This window comes from Calditrichota bacterium, assembly GCA_013151735.1.
Classification (GTDB): Bacteria; Zhuqueibacterota; JdFR-76; order JdFR-76; family BMS3Abin05; genus BMS3Abin05.
Genome location: JAADHR010000180.1, coordinates 1 through 16,298 on the forward strand (window position 1 = coordinate 1; position 16,298 = coordinate 16,298).

At 49.2% G+C, this 16,298-nt stretch carries 13 protein-coding genes; 11 read left to right on the plus strand and 2 right to left on the minus strand.

Annotated features, from left to right (window positions below; translation table 11 throughout):
* Window positions 1-352, minus strand: a 352-nt coding sequence (locus GXO76_12680; protein NOY78711.1) for an outer membrane lipoprotein-sorting protein, incomplete at its 3' end; no start/stop codon positions are given.
* Window positions 353-531: 179 nt separating this feature from the next.
* Between GXO76_12680 and GXO76_12685 the strand changes: the two genes are divergently transcribed.
* The 3 genes from GXO76_12685 to GXO76_12695 all read left to right on the plus strand — a co-directional run bounded on the left by GXO76_12685 (window position 532) and on the right by GXO76_12695 (window position 2,065).
* Window positions 532-1,083 (plus strand): DNA protection protein DPS, encoded by a 552-nt coding sequence (locus GXO76_12685; protein ID NOY78712.1) that lies wholly within the window; start codon window positions 532-534, stop codon window positions 1,081-1,083.
* A 53-nt stretch (window positions 1,084-1,136) separates the two neighbouring features.
* Window positions 1,137-1,376, plus strand: a complete 240-nt coding sequence (locus GXO76_12690) for a cytochrome B5 (GenBank protein ID NOY78713.1) — start codon at window positions 1,137-1,139, stop codon at window positions 1,374-1,376.
* A gap of 287 nt (window positions 1,377-1,663) precedes the next feature.
* Entirely contained in the window at window positions 1,664-2,065 is a 402-nt protein-coding gene (locus tag GXO76_12695; protein ID NOY78714.1) for a transcriptional repressor, read from the plus strand.
* A gap of 64 nt (window positions 2,066-2,129) precedes the next feature.
* Here the strand turns inward: GXO76_12695 and GXO76_12700 are convergent, their stop codons facing one another.
* Window positions 2,130-5,270 carry a PDZ domain-containing protein gene (locus tag GXO76_12700; protein NOY78715.1) on the minus strand — a complete coding sequence of 1,047 codons (3,141 nt, stop codon included), beginning with the start codon at window positions 5,268-5,270 and terminating at the stop codon, window positions 2,130-2,132.
* A gap of 468 nt (window positions 5,271-5,738) precedes the next feature.
* Between GXO76_12700 and GXO76_12705 the strand changes: the two genes are divergently transcribed.
* The 8 genes from GXO76_12705 to GXO76_12740 all read left to right on the plus strand — a co-directional run.
* A complete protein-coding gene (locus GXO76_12705) occupies window positions 5,739-7,757 on the plus strand; it encodes a hypothetical protein (protein NOY78716.1) in 2,019 nt (672 codons plus the stop codon).
* 168 nt (window positions 7,758-7,925) lie between these two features.
* On the plus strand, window positions 7,926-9,776 hold the full coding sequence (locus GXO76_12710; GenBank protein ID NOY78717.1) for a M61 family metallopeptidase: 1,851 nt from the start codon (window positions 7,926-7,928) through the stop codon (window positions 9,774-9,776).
* Window positions 9,777-10,038: 262 nt separating this feature from the next.
* Entirely contained in the window at window positions 10,039-11,832 is a 1,794-nt protein-coding gene (locus GXO76_12715; protein NOY78718.1) for a tetratricopeptide repeat protein, read from the plus strand.
* A gap of 1 nt (window position 11,833) precedes the next feature.
* A complete protein-coding gene (locus GXO76_12720) occupies window positions 11,834-12,640 on the plus strand; it encodes a DUF4292 domain-containing protein (GenBank protein NOY78719.1) in 807 nt (268 codons plus the stop codon).
* 2 nt (window positions 12,641-12,642) lie between these two features.
* Complete coding sequence (locus GXO76_12725) at window positions 12,643-13,626, plus strand: glycosyltransferase family 2 protein (protein NOY78720.1); 984 nt, start codon at window positions 12,643-12,645, stop codon at window positions 13,624-13,626.
* Window positions 13,623-14,750, plus strand: coding sequence for a glycosyltransferase (locus GXO76_12730; GenBank protein NOY78721.1), 1,128 nt, complete (start codon window positions 13,623-13,625; stop codon window positions 14,748-14,750). The genes GXO76_12725 and GXO76_12730 overlap by 4 nt, the downstream gene beginning before the upstream one ends.
* Before the next feature lie 58 nt (window positions 14,751-14,808).
* Entirely contained in the window at window positions 14,809-16,152 is a 1,344-nt protein-coding gene (locus tag GXO76_12735) for a glycosyltransferase family 4 protein (GenBank protein ID NOY78722.1), read from the plus strand.
* Window positions 16,153-16,298, plus strand: a 146-nt coding sequence (locus GXO76_12740) for a UDP-N-acetyl glucosamine 2-epimerase (GenBank protein ID NOY78723.1), incomplete at its 3' end; no start/stop codon positions are given.

The window sequence follows — 16,298 nt, forward strand, 5'->3', positions numbered from 1 at the left end:
CCGAGCCCATCCAGGGCTGGAGCATCATGGAAGGAGGAATCTTGATCACACGCTGGATAGTGGGAATCCAATTCCAGATTTCGTTCTTGCGCTTAAGCGTCACAATTCCCTTGTCGCGGGCCGGAGCGGTAATCAGAATCAATGCATAATCGGGCTCGAGCATCCAGGCTTTCATTGAGATTTTGCGGCTCCAGCTGGGTTTTATGACCGTCATAGACCCCTCGGAATAACTGCTTTTTCCGTGCCACAACTGATCGGCTTTCTGAACAATTTCTTTGGGGGTCTCAGCGTTTGCCTCTGTCACAATAAAAAACAGCAAAAAAATGGTAAAAAAGAATGGGTGTGATTTCATAAAAGCCCTCCCAACGACATCGTGCTCCTGTTTCCTGCAGTTAACTCAATTTAAAGATAATCCGCCTGTTTGTCAATTACTTTTAGGAAAAAATAAAAATAAGGAGAAAAAAACTGGATTATGGGAAATTAATGTATTATATTAAGAATCATAACGATTATTAAAAAAGGAGAAGAACAATGGCAAAAGTTGCACGTGAAATGGTCGAAAAATCGGGGATCGATGTGGATCAATTGGTTCAATTGCTCATTAAAAATGCAGCAGCTGAGCTGACCACCTATTACTACTACACAATTCTGCGCGCCAATCTGGTTGGACTTGAAGGTGAAGGATTGAAACTAATCGCAGAAACGGCGCGGATTGAGGACCGCAACCACTTTGAAGCGCTCTTTCCACGAATTTACGAGTTGGGCGGAGAACTGCCGGGTGATATGAAGGCCTTTCATGATTTGTCGGCCTGTTCGGTTCCGCATCTGCCCAAAGATCCAACGGATGTCAAAGCTATTCTGAAGGTTCTGGTCGAGGCGGAACGTTGTGCCGTTCGCGGGTACACGCACATCTGCAACATGACCTTTGGAAAGGATCACCGGACCTACGACCTGGCCCTGGCAATTTTAAATGAAGAAATTGAACACGAATCGTGGTTTTCGGAATTCCTGGGAGAGGGTCCTTCGGGTCATTTCCTGAGAGAGGGCGAGACCTCCCCATGGGTATCTAAATTTCTTAAATAATATGATTCATTTGCAGACACATCATTCATTATTAAAGCCGGGAATTTAATTCAGTGAAGATAATGACATTAGAAGAATTGGCAGCCCATGACGGCCAAAACGGCCATCGCGCTTTGATAGCCTTTCAGGGAAAGGTTTACGATGTCACGGACAGTTTTCTGTGGCAAAACGGAAATCACCAGGTTTTGCACCAGGCAGGTCGCGACCTGACAAATGAAATGAAGGATGCACCGCATGGAGAGGATTTACTAACGAAATTTCCAGTTGTGGCTCAATTGGCGCGTGCCAAATAGGAACAGTTGATTAGAACTATCTGTCCATTCGTTCCAGATTGTGACCGAACATGCCCGGCCTTTTTTGCCGGGCATGTTTTTCTTTGGCCGCAGTCAATTGATTTTATTAAAATCAGAACGATTATCACTTTTTACGAACGACTTTTCCTTGATTTATTTCCATTTTTTATATATCTTTAGGCTGATTTCGTATTCACCGGAATGATTACCGGAATCCTGAAAGGGTTATCATTCCTTGGAATACTTTGATTTAAATAACTTTATCAATGAGGAACTTCGTCGTGCAAATGAAGAATTTAAAACGATACAAGCGAAGCAAACAGCGCGACCGCATTCTGGGGCTCTTGCGAGAGACCGATACGCATCCCACGGCGGATTGGATTTACAACCATTTGAAAAAGGAATATCCGAAACTGAGTTTGGGCAACGTATACCGAAATTTGAATATATTGGTAGAACAGGGCCTCATTCGCGAACTGAATTTCGGGAGCACATTCGACCGATATGATGCCAATACGGAAGAACATTACCATTTTATTTGTCAGAAATGCGGCAGAATCTATGATTTAAATCTTCCTTATGATACCGAGACCAATCGTCGTGTAGAAGAAATAACCGGCGGAAAGGTTCGTTTTCACCGGACCGAGTTCTACGGTATTTGCAAGAATTGTTTGGAAGAGGAAAAGTAAACTCCGGCTCTTTTCCAAAAAATAAAGAGGTCGGCTCAGACCGACCTCTTTCAGCAAACCGATTTTATTGTTTTTCTTTCATTTCCGTTAAGAGTGTTTTAACAGCTGCCTCTAATTGCCGGTCTTTGTGTCTGGCAATATCCCCGGGCTGATCCCACACCAGGACATCCGGAACAGCCCCGTGTAACTCCATGTCTACTCCGTCAGGGAGCGTGTACCACCCGCGAAACGGAATTCTGAAATAACTTCCGTCAATCAGTAGCGTCCCGCCGGTGCTGATGACCGCACCAAAAGTGGGAACACCCACCAATTTCGCCAGTTTCAGCGTCTTAATGGCATGAGGAAAAATCTCCGCATTGCTGTATGAATACTGGTTCATCATCACCACAAACGGTTTGATCCAGGCGTAGAGCGGACGCCTTCCCTGCGGGTAACCCTTTCCCCCGTCCCGGGGAATGGTGTAAGCGTGAGGCCGGGTCTCCAACATGGCCAGCATGTAATCGGCCGTCCAGCCGCCGCCATTGTTTCGCACATCAATCACCAGGGCCTCTTTGTCGTGTCCCTCTGCATAAAGGAGCATCTCGAATCGTTCCAAACTGGGCATGGACATGCCCCGGACGTGCACGTAACCCAATCGATTTTTACTGAGCTGATGAACCCGTGCACGTTTTTCATTCACCCAACGATCATATTCCAAATCCATAAACTTCGAATAGGAAATCGGTTCGACCACCACATCCTCCGATTTACCGGAAGCACGCTTAACACTCAGGATAATTTTCTCCCCGATTTTATTATTAAGCAAACGGTACACATTAACGGTTTTTTTCAGAGGGGTTCCGTCGACCGCCGTAATCAGATCTCCTGTTTTTAAATGAACATCCTTCGAATCACAGGGTCCGTTCGGTTCAACCAGCGAAATCCTGAGTCCCTCACCGTTGTACGACGCATCATAAAACACCCCCAACATCCCACTGCGTGTGGGATTCTTGGGAGGCGGCGGATAAATTCCCAGATGTGAGGCGTTGAGTTCACCCAACATCAGACGAACCACGTCATTGAAATCCTCAATGGTTGTGACAGAGGCGGCCAACGGCTGATATTTGGGAATCATTTTTTTCCAATTTACGCCGTGGTGGTGGGGATCGTAAAAGCGTTTGTCCATAATCGACCACGTTTCGTTGAATTTTTGGCGTTGCTCCGCCGGGTGGTTGATGGTCAGCGTGGCCCGAAATCCAATGGGTTTGAGATTTTTGCCCATCAAATCAATAGATTGCAGGGATCCGCCCTTTGCGAGAAAGGTGAGCGTTTTACCGTCTTTGGAAAACTGTATCTGTGAAGGCGAAACACCGCTTCGGGTCAACTGTTTCAGTTTGGAGCCGTCCCATTTTACCGACCACAAATCCTGTTTCCCGGCGCTGTTGGTTGCAAATACAAATGTTTCACCGTCCGGGGAAATCCGCACCCCCGTTTCGTTTCCGGGCAGTGAGGTCACCCGTCGCAGCCGCCAGTAGATATTCTTAAAATCAATTTTCACCGTCGGTACCGTCGCCTTTTTGTTCTTATTTGCTTTCAGTGCCTCCTGCTCATCTTCCCAATCCTGTTTTGTCTTGTCGTTGTCTATTTTTCGAAGAAATACAAACCAGACATCGAACGTATCGCCCACACGCCTGGAAACAAAGGCCAGCTTCCGTCCGTCCTTCGACCAGACCGGGCTCATGTCATCATCAGGATGCTCGGTAATGTTTACCGGCGGCTGGCTGCCGTCTGCCGGCATGATAAAAACATCATAATTGAACTCATTATCTGCCCGGGAAAAAGCAATCCATTTGGAATCGGGAGACCAGGTAAAATCCGGTGCATCCCATCCCTTCAAAATGCGTTTGGCATGTTTTCCACGGGCATCCATCACGTACAGGTCGCCGTTGCCGCGAATGTAAGCGATCTTCTTTCCGTCGGGCGAGAAACGCGGGCGATACTCATTCTCCGCATCGGACGTCAGGCGTTGCAGGGTAATTTTCAGCGTCCTGGACAACCTTTTTTGCGCGGTGTCCGCGGAAAAGGCCAGATAAATATCCTGATTCCCGGTGCGGTCCGAGACAAACGCCAGCGTATCCCCCGAAGGAGACCAGAAAATGTCAAAATCACGGGCCGGGTTTTGGGTGATGGCTTTGGCCTTTCCGCCCTTTTTCTTCATCACAAAAACCTCACCCCTGACCACAAATGCCACCTCTTTCCCGTTAGGTGAAACACGAATCTCGGTAGCTTTACTGGTAAAGGTTTTGCGTTCCACCGGATTAACCTTCACATCGCTTGGAGCAAAAATAGCCAATTTTCGGGGGCTCTTTGTCCCGGGTTGAATGGTGTAAATATCCGCGCCCCGTTCAAAGGCAATGATCGATCCGTTTCGGGCAATCTGCGGAAACCGCACGCCATCATCCTTAAAGTGTGTCATCTGTTCTTTTCCGGAACCATCCAATCCCATCTTCCAAAGATTGAAGGTTCCGTCCTTTTCGGAAACGTAGTAAAGGGTTTTTGAATCGGCGCTCCACAAGGGATGTTTATCGTCCCCGTTAAAGGTTGTCAGGCGGCGGTACGTGCCCGTCTTAAATTCATAAAGCCAAATATCGTAATTCCCGCTTCCCCGATAGTGTTTTCGCCACCAATTATCCCGGCCGCGCACAAACGCCAGCCACCGGCCGTCCGGTGATATTTTACCCTGATCGGCGTATTCCTCCATCAGACGCATGGGGGTACCGCCCTTCAATGGAACCCGGTACTCCGCAGGCAGGCGGTGGTAATAAAAATTTCGATTAGAGGAAAAAATGAGGGATTGTCCATCGGGAGCCCAGTCGGTCAGATTATCCGTGTTGGAAAAATAGGTCAACTGCCGGGCTACGCCGCCCTCGGCCGGCATCACAAAAAGGTCAAAATTGCCGTTGCGATTGGAGGCAAAGGCAATTTGTTTTCCGTCCGGCGACCAGAGGGGCGTTTTTTCGTAGGCTTCGTGTACGGTCAGCCGAAGGGCTCTACCCCCCGAAATGGGTACCCGCCAGATGTCGCCCTGGTAAGAAAATGCCAGCATTTTCCCATCGGGTGACGGGGCCGGATATCGCGCAAAAGAAACAGGCTTTTTCACTCCTGCGCTTAAAGCAAGGGGCAAAAGCAAAAGCCAGGCCATCAAAGAAAGAACTCGTAATTTCATGGGATTCTCCTTATTTTTGTGAAGGGATTTTTAGGGTTAGAGACGCTTAAAGCTGCTAATCGATTTTTATCCGGTAAGAATAATTACTTGAGCCTGCTCTAAAAAGCCTTTTCCCACGAATTTCACGAATTGATTTTATTGAAATTAAATTCGCGTCATTTGTGTTACACATGGTTTTTGGAGTAAGCTCATTACTTAAATAGTATAAAACTTATTTTAAAAAATTTCAAGAAATTAAACTTAAGGTTGGAAAATAATCTCTACCGTTGCACGCTTTTAAGGATCAAATAAAGAAACGAAATCATTTATTCGCGCATTCGCGGCCATACGAAATCCATTTCGTCTGTGAGAAGATCTGTTCCCAAAAACAAGGGCCACAACGTCGGCAAAAAACCAGTTGTTTCCAAACCGATTCTTCTTTATTTTTAATCAAGTTTGCAAAACGATTACCAATTCGGGTGCATTCACATGAATCGGACATTTCTTATTTTAACGGCTATTTTGCTTTTGGAGGGTAACGTGCGGGCTCAAACCACTATTTTTTACGGAGATCAGGCAACCGTCGTACAGAAAACCGCCGCTTTCGATCTGGCTGCGGATTTGAAACGTGTCACTACAAGCCGAATTGAAGTGACCGCTTATTCAACAAAAAACTCCCTTTCGCGTGGCCAACAGGTGATTTTTGTGGGGACGCCCTCCACGCATTCCGGCATTCGGGAACTCGTCCAAAAAGGGCAACTTTCAATTCGTCCGGGGGATCCCGGGCCGGAAGCCTTCCTGCTGCAGTCCCTCAGGGATACCCCCCGGAAGGGAACAACCACTCTGGTGATTGCCGGAAACGACGACCGCGGTACGCTTTACGGGGTTTACGAATTCTCCCGACGCATTCTTGGCGTGGACCCCTGGGAATACTGGACCGGTAAGCATCCCCCCAAAATGGGGCCGTTTACGATTCCGGACCTTTCGTTCCGGGAAAAATCCCCGCTTTTCCCCCTTCGCGGCTATTTTGACAACGACGATGATTTGATTGCCAATTGGAAGGGGAAACGGCTGATAATTGAATTTGACATCTGGAAGGAAATGATCAATTCTCTGGCCAGAATGCGCTACAATTACATTGATCTGCACGACACCTTCGGACGGGCGGAATTCTGGAACTGGGATTACTACAAAAAGATGGGCACCTATCACACCGATCTGGATCTGATCAACAAAATCATCGACTACGCCCACAGCAAGGGGATGCTGGTTCAAGCGCCCATGTATCTCGGTTGGGAATTTTACCATCTGGATTACGACAAGATTTGCCTAAGCCGGTATTTTGACGATTGGATGAAGGTTTACACCTACTATTTGACCCGAACTCCCATTGGCAAATGCGATTTGTTCCTGCAGCGCCCGCGCGATCCCTGGTGGGACAGTGCGTATCGCTGCCCGGAAGAAAGCCAGGCCGGAATCAATCCCGGCCCTTTGATGACAAAAATGTTCAACGGGCTGCTTGAGCGTGTCAATGCCTATCGTCCGGGCGGCAAGGTCATCTGCGATTTGTGGTCAGAAGGGCGAACCATGTGGCGGGCAAACGAATTTAACCCTGACCGATCAATCGACATGCTCTGGGCCGACGACGGGTACGGCGCGTATTCCGAATGGCCGGACGATTTGAAGGGACACCACTTTGGGATTTACGTCCATGCCGGTTTTTGGTTGAATAATGTGGTTCAGGATCCCTACCCGGAGGTGATCCTGAAGTCTACACGCGAAGCGGTGAAGCGGGGACTGACCTATAATTATTTTGTAAATGGCCAGAATTTCAAGAATTTCATTCTCAATCTCGAAGCCTGTGCCCATGCCGCCTGGGATCCGCAGAAATTTGATGCCGAAAAATTCTATCTGGAATGGACCGAACGCTACTTCGGCGCACGCTCGGCACCCCTGATTGTGGAGAGTTTAAAACAGCTTCACAATGCCCACGAGCCCATCGGCGGATTCGCCAAATTAATGGGATACACCGCTCGACTCCTGAAAAATCTACAAGAAGGACAATTCAAACATACCGATTCCAAACCCATTCAAACCGCACTCAAAACCGCCCGTCAGTCTCGGGCTCTGGCCATTCAAGCCGAGAAATGGGTGCCGGAAGAATCGGCCCTTTTGTACGATGATCAGATCCTTTTCCCGGCGAAAATCTTCCAATTGAATCTTCAGCTGGCTTGTTCTGTGGCGGATATTATGAATGCGGCGGCCGATGGTTCCGATCCGTCTCTGCCACCATCCCGGCGAAAGGCAGCGGTTGAACGGTTGTCGCATCTCGAAAAAGAGGCACAAATCCATCTGGAAAAATTGAGACAGGTTCTTCAAAATGGCTCCCGGTGGAAAAAATGGGCCGGTTGGTACGATCCCGATCATTTCAGGGTGTTTACGCCGCCCCCAACCATGGACGATCTCAAAAAAGCCGTTCACACCGTTTCCGAAAAATTGACACTTTAGCGGGGAGTTTTCTGTTGTATCTGATACATAAATCCAGTATATTAAGTGCTTCATACCACGAATGGGACGTGTTCGGCCACACGGGAAAAATCCATTTTCTGGCGTTCTTGAGTTTTGGCGACCCCAAATGGGTCTAATAAATTTTCACCTTTTTTACGGAGAATGATTGTGAAACGGTTCAGTTTAAAACGGGGAATTACGTTTTCGATTCTTGTTTTTGTGATCCTTTTTATGCCGGCCTTCGGGATCACCAAAGGTCTGTCTATTTCTTACGATCTCTCGCTGGCGCATCCGGAAAATCACCTGTTTCAGGTTACCCTAAAAATCGAAAATAATCGGGCCCGCACAATTGATGTGACCCTGCCGGCGTGGAGTCCCGGTACGTACACGCTGCAAGATCACGCCAGAAATCTCCTTCAATTTAAGGCCGAAACCGGTGACGGCACACCGCTTCCGGCCACCCGGGAGGATTTCGACACCTGGCGGGTACGTGCAAATCACCACGCTACCGTGATCATTCACTACAAAATTCTGGGATTGCTTCACGACGACGGAGCGTGCTATCTGGGGGCCGACCGCGCGTACGTGAACGGCGCCTCGGTTTTCATGTATGTAGAAGGTGAAAAAAATCGCCCGGCCACACTCACCGTACGTGATTTACCAGCCGATTGGGACATTGCCACCGGGCTCACCAGCCTTCCGGAACCCAACCGTTTCAGCGCCCGAAATTACGATGAACTTATCGACTGCCCCTTGCTGATGGGAAAATTGGACTGGTTCTCTTTTAAGGTAGCGGGTATTCCGCACTACCTGGCCATCTGGAATCTAAAAAACAGCAATATGCCCGTCCAGCGGGTGTTGAAGGTTTTTCAGGGGTTTGTGCAGCAGGTGTACCGGATGTTCGGCGAGCTGGACTACACCAAATATGTGTTTCTGATTCAACTCTACAACAATTTTGATGCGCTGGAGCACCGGAATTCCTGCACGCTCAGTTTTTATCCCTACAAGTTTGACGATCCGCTTCAGTTCGACGATTTTACCTGGGTGGGATTTCACGAATACTTTCACAATTTTAATGTCAAGCGAATTCGTCCCGATGTGCTCGGGCCTTTTGATTACAAACATCCGGTGTACACCAAGCGTCTCTGGATCAGTGAGGGACTGACGGATTACTTCCCGGATGTGCTGTTTCAACGGGACGGTTTCTGGTCAAAGGCACGTCTGTACCGCCAACTGGGAGAGGAAATCAGCCTTTTTGAAACCCTGCCGGCCCGTCACTGGATGTCGCTGGAATCCTCCAGTATTCAGTTCTGGCATCTTTCAGACAACAAGCTCAATCTGGAGATTTCATACTACAACAAGGGTGAAATTGTCGGGTGGATGCTCGATCTGGAGTTGCTGCACCGTACCGGCGGAAAACACAATCTGGCCGACGTGATGCGCTACCTGTACCGGCACTACTACAAGCGGGGTGTCGGGTTTTCCGAAAAACGGGGCATTCAGCGCGATGTGGAGGCCGTTGCAGGCGGTTCTTTCCAGAACTTTTTTGACCGCTACGTTCGGGGAACAGCCGATATCCCCTATCAAAAATTTCTGAACTACGCCGGTTTGAAACTGGCAGCCTCCCCCGACACACTGCCTTACACGGGCATCCAGACATTTCCCCGAAAATCCATCAGCCGGGTGTATGCCACGGAGCAGGAACTCCACAACAGCTTGGACAGTATTACAAACGTTGTCATGGGCAGCCCGGCCTGGAAAGCCGGCATCAGCAAGGGAGATATTATTTTGGCCGTAAACGGGTTCCGGGTTTCCGATGGCGAATGGGAACGAATAGTCAATCAAACACCGGTTGACTCATCTGTGACATTTCTGCTTCAACGGGAAGATAAAGTGATTACAAAAATAGTCCGGTTGACTAAAAGTCCTTTTAAAACGTATTCAATCGTGGAAGATGAAAACGCCACGCCAGAACAGATCCGGCTGCGAGAAATCTGGCTTCGGGGAAAACCGCACTAATTACGGTTCGGCGGCACAAAAGGGAAAAAGCCCTTCCGCACAGGGGGTAAAACGGGAACCCGCGGAATGATTCTGTATTTTAAATTGAAAAGTTGTGTTTTTATTCTTATTTTAAACTGTTTGAGGAATTTTTCGGCCCACTTGAGATAATCCGGAGGAAGACGGTCGCAGCCCGTAAGCACCATTTAACGCAAATGGGCTATTTTACAGATACAAGGGATCGTTCCCTGCTCAAAAACGATGTGATTCAAAGGATAATTGAATGAAGAAACAACTTCCGATTTTTTTAATTTTAGTATTTTTGGGGGGATGCGCTCACATTCCCCTCCATCGAGAAACCAAAAGACCGGTTCAAAAGAAGACCGCTGATTACAACCCTTACGCGTTAAGTAGTTTCATCGACGGTGTTTTTGCCGATCTTTCTCAGGATTACCAGGGTGCCGCCCTGAACTACAGCGAAGCTCTGGCCTGGGATTCCACGTCGGCCACTATTTACGCGGCCCTGGGACAAGACTACTTGCGAATCGGACGGGTTCGAACCGGATTAAAACTCATTAATAAAGCCGTTCTCCTGGAACCGAACAATCCCCGCTACCGGGAAATATTGATTTCCACATATGAACAGTTGGGCAATTTTAAGGCCGCCATTTACCATGAAAAGATTTTGCTGAAATTGCGCCCGAACGATTTGTCAGAGCACTACCATTTGGCATCTCTTTATCTTGTAACCAAACAAAATAAAAAGGCGGATGCAGAATTTAATAAAATTTACGAGCTATCCGGAAAGAATCCCAAAACACTCCGGCGAATTGCCGATTTCTATCTTCAGGCCAAGAATTACAAAAAGGTGATTCAAATCTACCGGGAATTGATCCAGCGTCAGCCGAATCAGGAGGAAAATTATCTGAATCTCGGCGAAATTTACGAAATGAACAGGGATACAACAGCGGCCACCCAATTTCTGGAAAAAACCCTTGCCGGTCATCCCTCTTTTTCAAACGTTCGGCGCATGCTTTCCGATCTTTACATGAATCAAGGCGAATGGAGCAAAGCGCTGGCATTGTGGCAGGCCGTAAAGGATGAAGATCCCCAGAATATTCAACCGTATCTCCACATCGCTGAACTTCACGTTGCACAGGGAGACACCGCGCGCGCAATTGATTTTTACCATCAAATTCAGACAAAATTCCCGAATGATTGGCGGTCGTACTACAATCTGGGCCGAATTTACCTGGAAAAGAAAAATTTTAAGGATGCGATTGACAATCTCGAAAAGGCGATTCAATTCAACAAACAGGTCCCCGAGGCCTGGCTTCTTCTGGGACTGGCCTATCTTCAAAAGCGAGACGACTCGCTGGCAGAAAAGACTTTTGCCGCTTCACTGAAGGTCTTTCCCAATGATCCGCGCCTCAACTTCTATTACGGGGCTGTCCTCAATCAAAATAAAAAATACAAAGAAGCTGTGGTCCCTCTTCAAAAAGTCCTTCAACGAAACCAGGACTATGTGGACGGCCTGCGGGAATTGGCCTTTGCCTACTCCAATTTGAAGGAATACGACAAGGCGGAGAAAACCTGTCTGAAAGCGCTGAAGGTAAGTCCCAACAACCTTTCGGTTATTTTAATTCTGGCCTCTGTTTACGACGAAGAAAAAAAGTACGACAAGGTCGATCAATTGTACGAAAAAGCGCTCCAAATCGATCCGAACAATTCTGTCGTTCTTAACAATTACGCCTACAGTCTGGCAACCCGTGGCAAAGAACTTTCCAGAGCATTGCAAATGGCCGAAAAAGCCCTGGCAAAAGAGCCGGAAAACGGGGCCTATCTGGACACCATCGGGTGGCTCTACTACAAAATGGGGGATTACAAGCAGGCCCTTAAATTTGTAAAAGCCTCCACGGAAAAACGGGAGCCCAGCGCTGAGGTTCTGGAACATCTGGGGGATATTTACGCCAAGCTGGGAAATGCAAAAAAAGCCCGTTTTTATTGGAAAAAAGCCCTCGATAAAGACAAAACCAATGAGCGCCTGCTTCAAAAAGTGGCAGGGGGACCCATCTGACGTGATTTGTCTAAAATGGAAACATCTTGTACCTGCTGTTTTTTCTCTGATTTTGTTGGCCGGTTTCTACACGGGCTGTTCCCCGGTTCTGACCGGCGGAAGGCTGAACCTTTATCGTTCAAATCCACAAACTCTTCTTTTTGAAGTCCAAAGAAACTCCGTTCAACTAAAATCTCTAAAGGGAATCGCCAACCTAAGCGTGGAATCGCATCAGGGGTCTTATAACGGCCGGGCCACCATCCTTTTCAAACAACCGGATTCGCTAAAAATCCAGATCAATGCGGCTTTTGGCATTCACGCGGCCACCCTTCTGGCCATTCAAAACAACCTGCAGGTGTACCTACCCCGCGATCATATTCTCTACCGTTCCAAAGTCCAATCCAAACTGCTGGCTCAGTACATCGGCATGCCCATCGATTTTGACGGGTTGAAGGAACTCGTCACCGGGCTCCCCGATCCCTTTCGGGTGCTTGGGCATAAGGCGGTCCTGGACTCGGTTACGAAAAAATATTTCTGGTACAGGATTGATCAAAAAAATCTGCGTATTCGAATGAAAATTGATCCTGTCAAAAAAGTTGCGGTGGAATATGCGCTCTGGAATAGGATAAATGGGAAGAAATACCTTTACAAATTCAGTTATTTCACCGAGCGTAAGGGAATTTATGTGCCCCGTTCCATCCAGGTTATTCGATTCCCGGAAAAAGAAAGAATTGCACTTTTTTACGAACAACTTCAAATCAATAACACGTTAAAAAACAACCTTTTTAGGTTATCAGTTCCAGAAAACGTATTAGTCATTCGGATGTGATCATGAATGCAATCCAGACACAAAAAATAGCTCTTTCAGCGGTAATTCCCGTCTATAATGAAAAGGAATCGCTGCCGGAATTGTACCGGCAGTTAACCGAGGTACTGGAGAAGGAAGGCTACACCTACGAATTGATTTTTGTGGACGACGGCTCCCGCGACGGCTCGGCGGACGTGCTGGCTTCTCTGGCGGAAAAAGACACGCGTGTGCGGGTGATTCAATTTCAGAAAAACTACGGAAAATCGGCCGCGCTTTCCGTAGGATTTGCAGCAGCAGAAGGGGAAATCGTGGCTACCCTGGATGCCGATTTGCAGGACGACCCCCGCGAAATTCCGGCCCTGATTCAAAAATTGAATGAAGGCGGGTACGATCTGGTTTCCGGTTGGAAGAAAAAACGCCACGACCCCATTAGCAAACGCTGGCCGTCTAAAATTTTTAACTGGGTAACTTCCCGAATTTCGGGAGTGCGGATTCACGACATCAACTGCGGCCTGAAGGTGTACCGAAATTTTGTGGTGAAAAATCTCCACCCCTACGGGGAACTGCACCGGTTTTTGCCCGTTCTGGCTCACCTGGACGGGTTCACCGTGGGCGAAAAAGAGGTGGTCCACCACCCCCGCAAATACGGAAAAAGCAAATTTGGGGTGTCCCGGTTTACGTCCGGCTTTTTCGATCTGCTGACGGTCATGTTCTTGTCCCGATATCTGAAAAAACCGCTGCATCTGTTTGGCGTTCTCGGAATTTTATCGTTTGTCGGCGGCTTTGTGATCGGCGCCTACCTGACGGTTTTGCGGCTCACCGGCCACTGGATCGGCAACCGTCCGCTCCTCTTCCTGGGAATTTTGCTCATGATCATGGGTGTGCAATTTATTTCCATTGGCCTGTTGGGAGAGATGATTACGGCATCTCAAACGCGCAAATCCGCTTACGTTATTCGTCGAACCTTCAACCTAAACCCAACATTCCTGCCCCCGCAAACGCCATGAGACTTGTGATCATCGGACCGGCTCCTCCGTACCGGGGAGGAATTGCCAATTTTGTTACTCAGATGTATTTTCACCTCCGTCAACGCGGCCACACGGTACACATCGTTAATTTTACGCGCCAGTACCCTGATTTTCTCTTTCCGGGCAAAACCCAATATGAACCGGATTCACACACACCGACTGTACCCTCGGTGCGTGTGATTGATTCCGTATGGCCGCCGAGCTGGGTCCGGGCTGCACAGGTTGTTCGCCATTTTCAGCCGGATATTGTGGTGTACAACCACTGGATGCCCTTTTTTGCACCGGCCTACGCCAAAATTGCGGCTTTGCTGCGATTGAAAAAACCCCCGGTGCAAATTTGCCTCTGTCACAATGTGACCCCCCACGAAACGCGCCCCGGTGACCGGTTGTTAAACCGGCTGTTCCTGCGGCAATTAAACGGGCACATTGTGCTCTCGGAGGCGGTGAAAAAGGATTTGGAAACCCTTTTACCCGGTGCCAGAATTCAGAAGGTGCTGCACCCCGTATCCGAAACCTTCGGCGGGACGTGCTCCCGCAAAGAAGCACGACAAAAATTAGGGCTCCCGCAGAAAAAGACTCTCCTGTTGTTTTTCGGTTACGTGCGGCGCTACAAGGGATTGGACCTTTTGTTGAAAGCGTTCGCGCGCCTTGTTCAAGAAAACCAGCCGGTGCACCTTTTGATTGTGGGGGAATTCTACGAACCCAAGAATCAGTTTGAGGTGTTTATCCAAGAAAACGGCCTGAAAGAATTTGTGACCCTTGTAGATGAATTTGTTCCCAATGATCAGGTGGGACTCTATTTCTCGGCAGCGGATGCCGTGGTCATGCCGTACCGTTCAGCCACCCAGAGCGGCATCATTCCCATTGCGTACCAGTTTGAGAGACCGGTAATTACGACAAACGTGGGAGGGCTGCCCGATTTTGTCGAAGAAGGAAAGACGGGTTTTTTGGTGCCTCCGGAAAATCCCGAAGCGCTGGCAGAGGGAATCCGGTTATTTTTGGAGAAAAAAGAAACCATTCCGTTTGAAGAAAACATCCGCCAGTTTCGAAAGAATTTTTCCTGGGAACGGCTGGTGGAGGCAATTGAATCGTTTGTAGGGTAGAAAATAACCTTGCGAAGGTTTCGAAACCTTCGCAAGGTTTAAGGGCTCGGAATAAAAAATGAAAGCACTGATTGTTGCCTACTATTTTCCGCCGGCCGGGGGCTCCGGCGTGCAGCGCACCCTGAAATTTGTGAAGTACCTGCCCGAATTCGGCTGGAAGCCCGTGGTACTCACAGCCCGGAATGCGGATTACCCGTCCTTTGACGAAACCCTGCTCCGGGACGTGCCGAAGGACGTCTCCGTGTACCGCTCCAAAATTGTGGAACCGTACGCGCTGTACCGCAAGCTGACCGGCAAAAAAATGGGAGAGGCCCTGGACGTCTCGCTGCTCACGCTGGGGGAACAGAAGCGGCGCCTGAGTGAGCGGGTTTCCGAGTGGGTGCGGGACACCTTTTTCGTCCCGGACGCTCGCATTGGCTGGCTGCCGTTTGCCGCGGCAACCGGGCAAAAAATCATTCGCAAAGAGGGAATTGACGTTCTCTACACCACGGCACCGCCTTACACCACGCTGCTCATCGGGCTGTGGCTCAAGCGCCTCACCGGCCTGCCCTGGGTGGTGGATTTTCGGGATTCCTGGATCGGCTGGCTCACGGCGCCTCAGTGGCGGCCCGGTCCCTCGCGCCGGCTGGAATTCCGGCTGGAAAAGGCCGTCCTCAAAGAAGCCGACCGGATTCTGGTGGTTTCCGGCGGGGTCAAAGACGACCTGCTCAGCCGCCATCCGGAGCTGGACGACGACCGGTGGGTCTGGCTGCCCAACGGCTACGACGCAGCTGATTTTGTCGGCGTTCCGGTTCCGCCACGCGACCAGCGGCTGACGATCACCTACACGGGATCGCTGTACGGCCCGCGCAATCCCCATTTCCTGCTGGTGGCCCTCAAAGAACTTTTGGCGGAGAACCCGGCGCTCCGTGAGCAACTGAAATTCAAATTCATCGGGCGCATCGCGGCCTCCATTCTGGAGGAATTGCAGCAACCCGAATTTGAGGGGATTTTTGAAACCCAGGCCTATCTCACGCACCGGGAAAGTGTGGGGCACCTGCTGGCCAGTGACGTCAGTCTGCTCATCATTGACGATGCCCCCGTGAACCGGGGAATTCTGACGGGCAAACTGTTTGAGTACATCGGCGCGCGGCGGCCGATTCTGGCCCTGGCTCCCGAAGGCGACGCGGCGGCACTCATTCGCCGCCACAAACTGGGGATTGTCGTGCATCCGAAAGACGTGCCGGGAATCAAACGAGAGCTTTTGCACCTTCTGAAAAAGTGGCAGGCCGGTACCTTGAAACCGGAAGCGCCGGAAGAGGCCATCTCCCGGTTTGACCGCCGGGAACTGACCCGGGAACTGGCACAAATCTTTGAAGATGTGTACGGGCCGAATGAACAGGAAACACACAAGGAGGATTAGGTGAAAATTTTTTTGGTCGCGGGGGCACGTCCCAATTTTATGAAGATTGCACCGATTTACGCCGAAATGAAAAAACACCCGGAATCATTTGATCCCGTTATTGTTCACACCGGGCAGCACTACGACGAAAAAATGTCCAAGATTTT

Bases quoted from the DNA above. Each gene is read 5' to 3' on its own strand.
- GXO76_12685 (NOY78712.1), top strand. From the start codon at position 532: ATGGCAAAAGTTGCACGTGAAATGGTCGAAAAATCGGGGATCGATGTG.
- GXO76_12695 (NOY78714.1), top strand. From the start codon at position 1,664: ATGAAGAATTTAAAACGATACAAGCGAAGCAAACAGCGCGACCGCATT.
- GXO76_12700 (NOY78715.1), bottom strand. From the start codon at position 5,270: ATGAAATTACGAGTTCTTTCTTTGATGGCCTGGCTTTTGCTTTTGCCC.
- GXO76_12705 (NOY78716.1), top strand. From the start codon at position 5,739: ATGAATCGGACATTTCTTATTTTAACGGCTATTTTGCTTTTGGAGGGT.
- GXO76_12715 (NOY78718.1), top strand. From the start codon at position 10,039: ATGAAGAAACAACTTCCGATTTTTTTAATTTTAGTATTTTTGGGGGGA.
- GXO76_12725 (NOY78720.1), top strand. From the start codon at position 12,643: ATGAATGCAATCCAGACACAAAAAATAGCTCTTTCAGCGGTAATTCCC.
- GXO76_12730 (NOY78721.1), top strand. From the start codon at position 13,623: ATGAGACTTGTGATCATCGGACCGGCTCCTCCGTACCGGGGAGGAATT.
- GXO76_12735 (NOY78722.1), top strand. From the start codon at position 14,809: ATGAAAGCACTGATTGTTGCCTACTATTTTCCGCCGGCCGGGGGCTCC.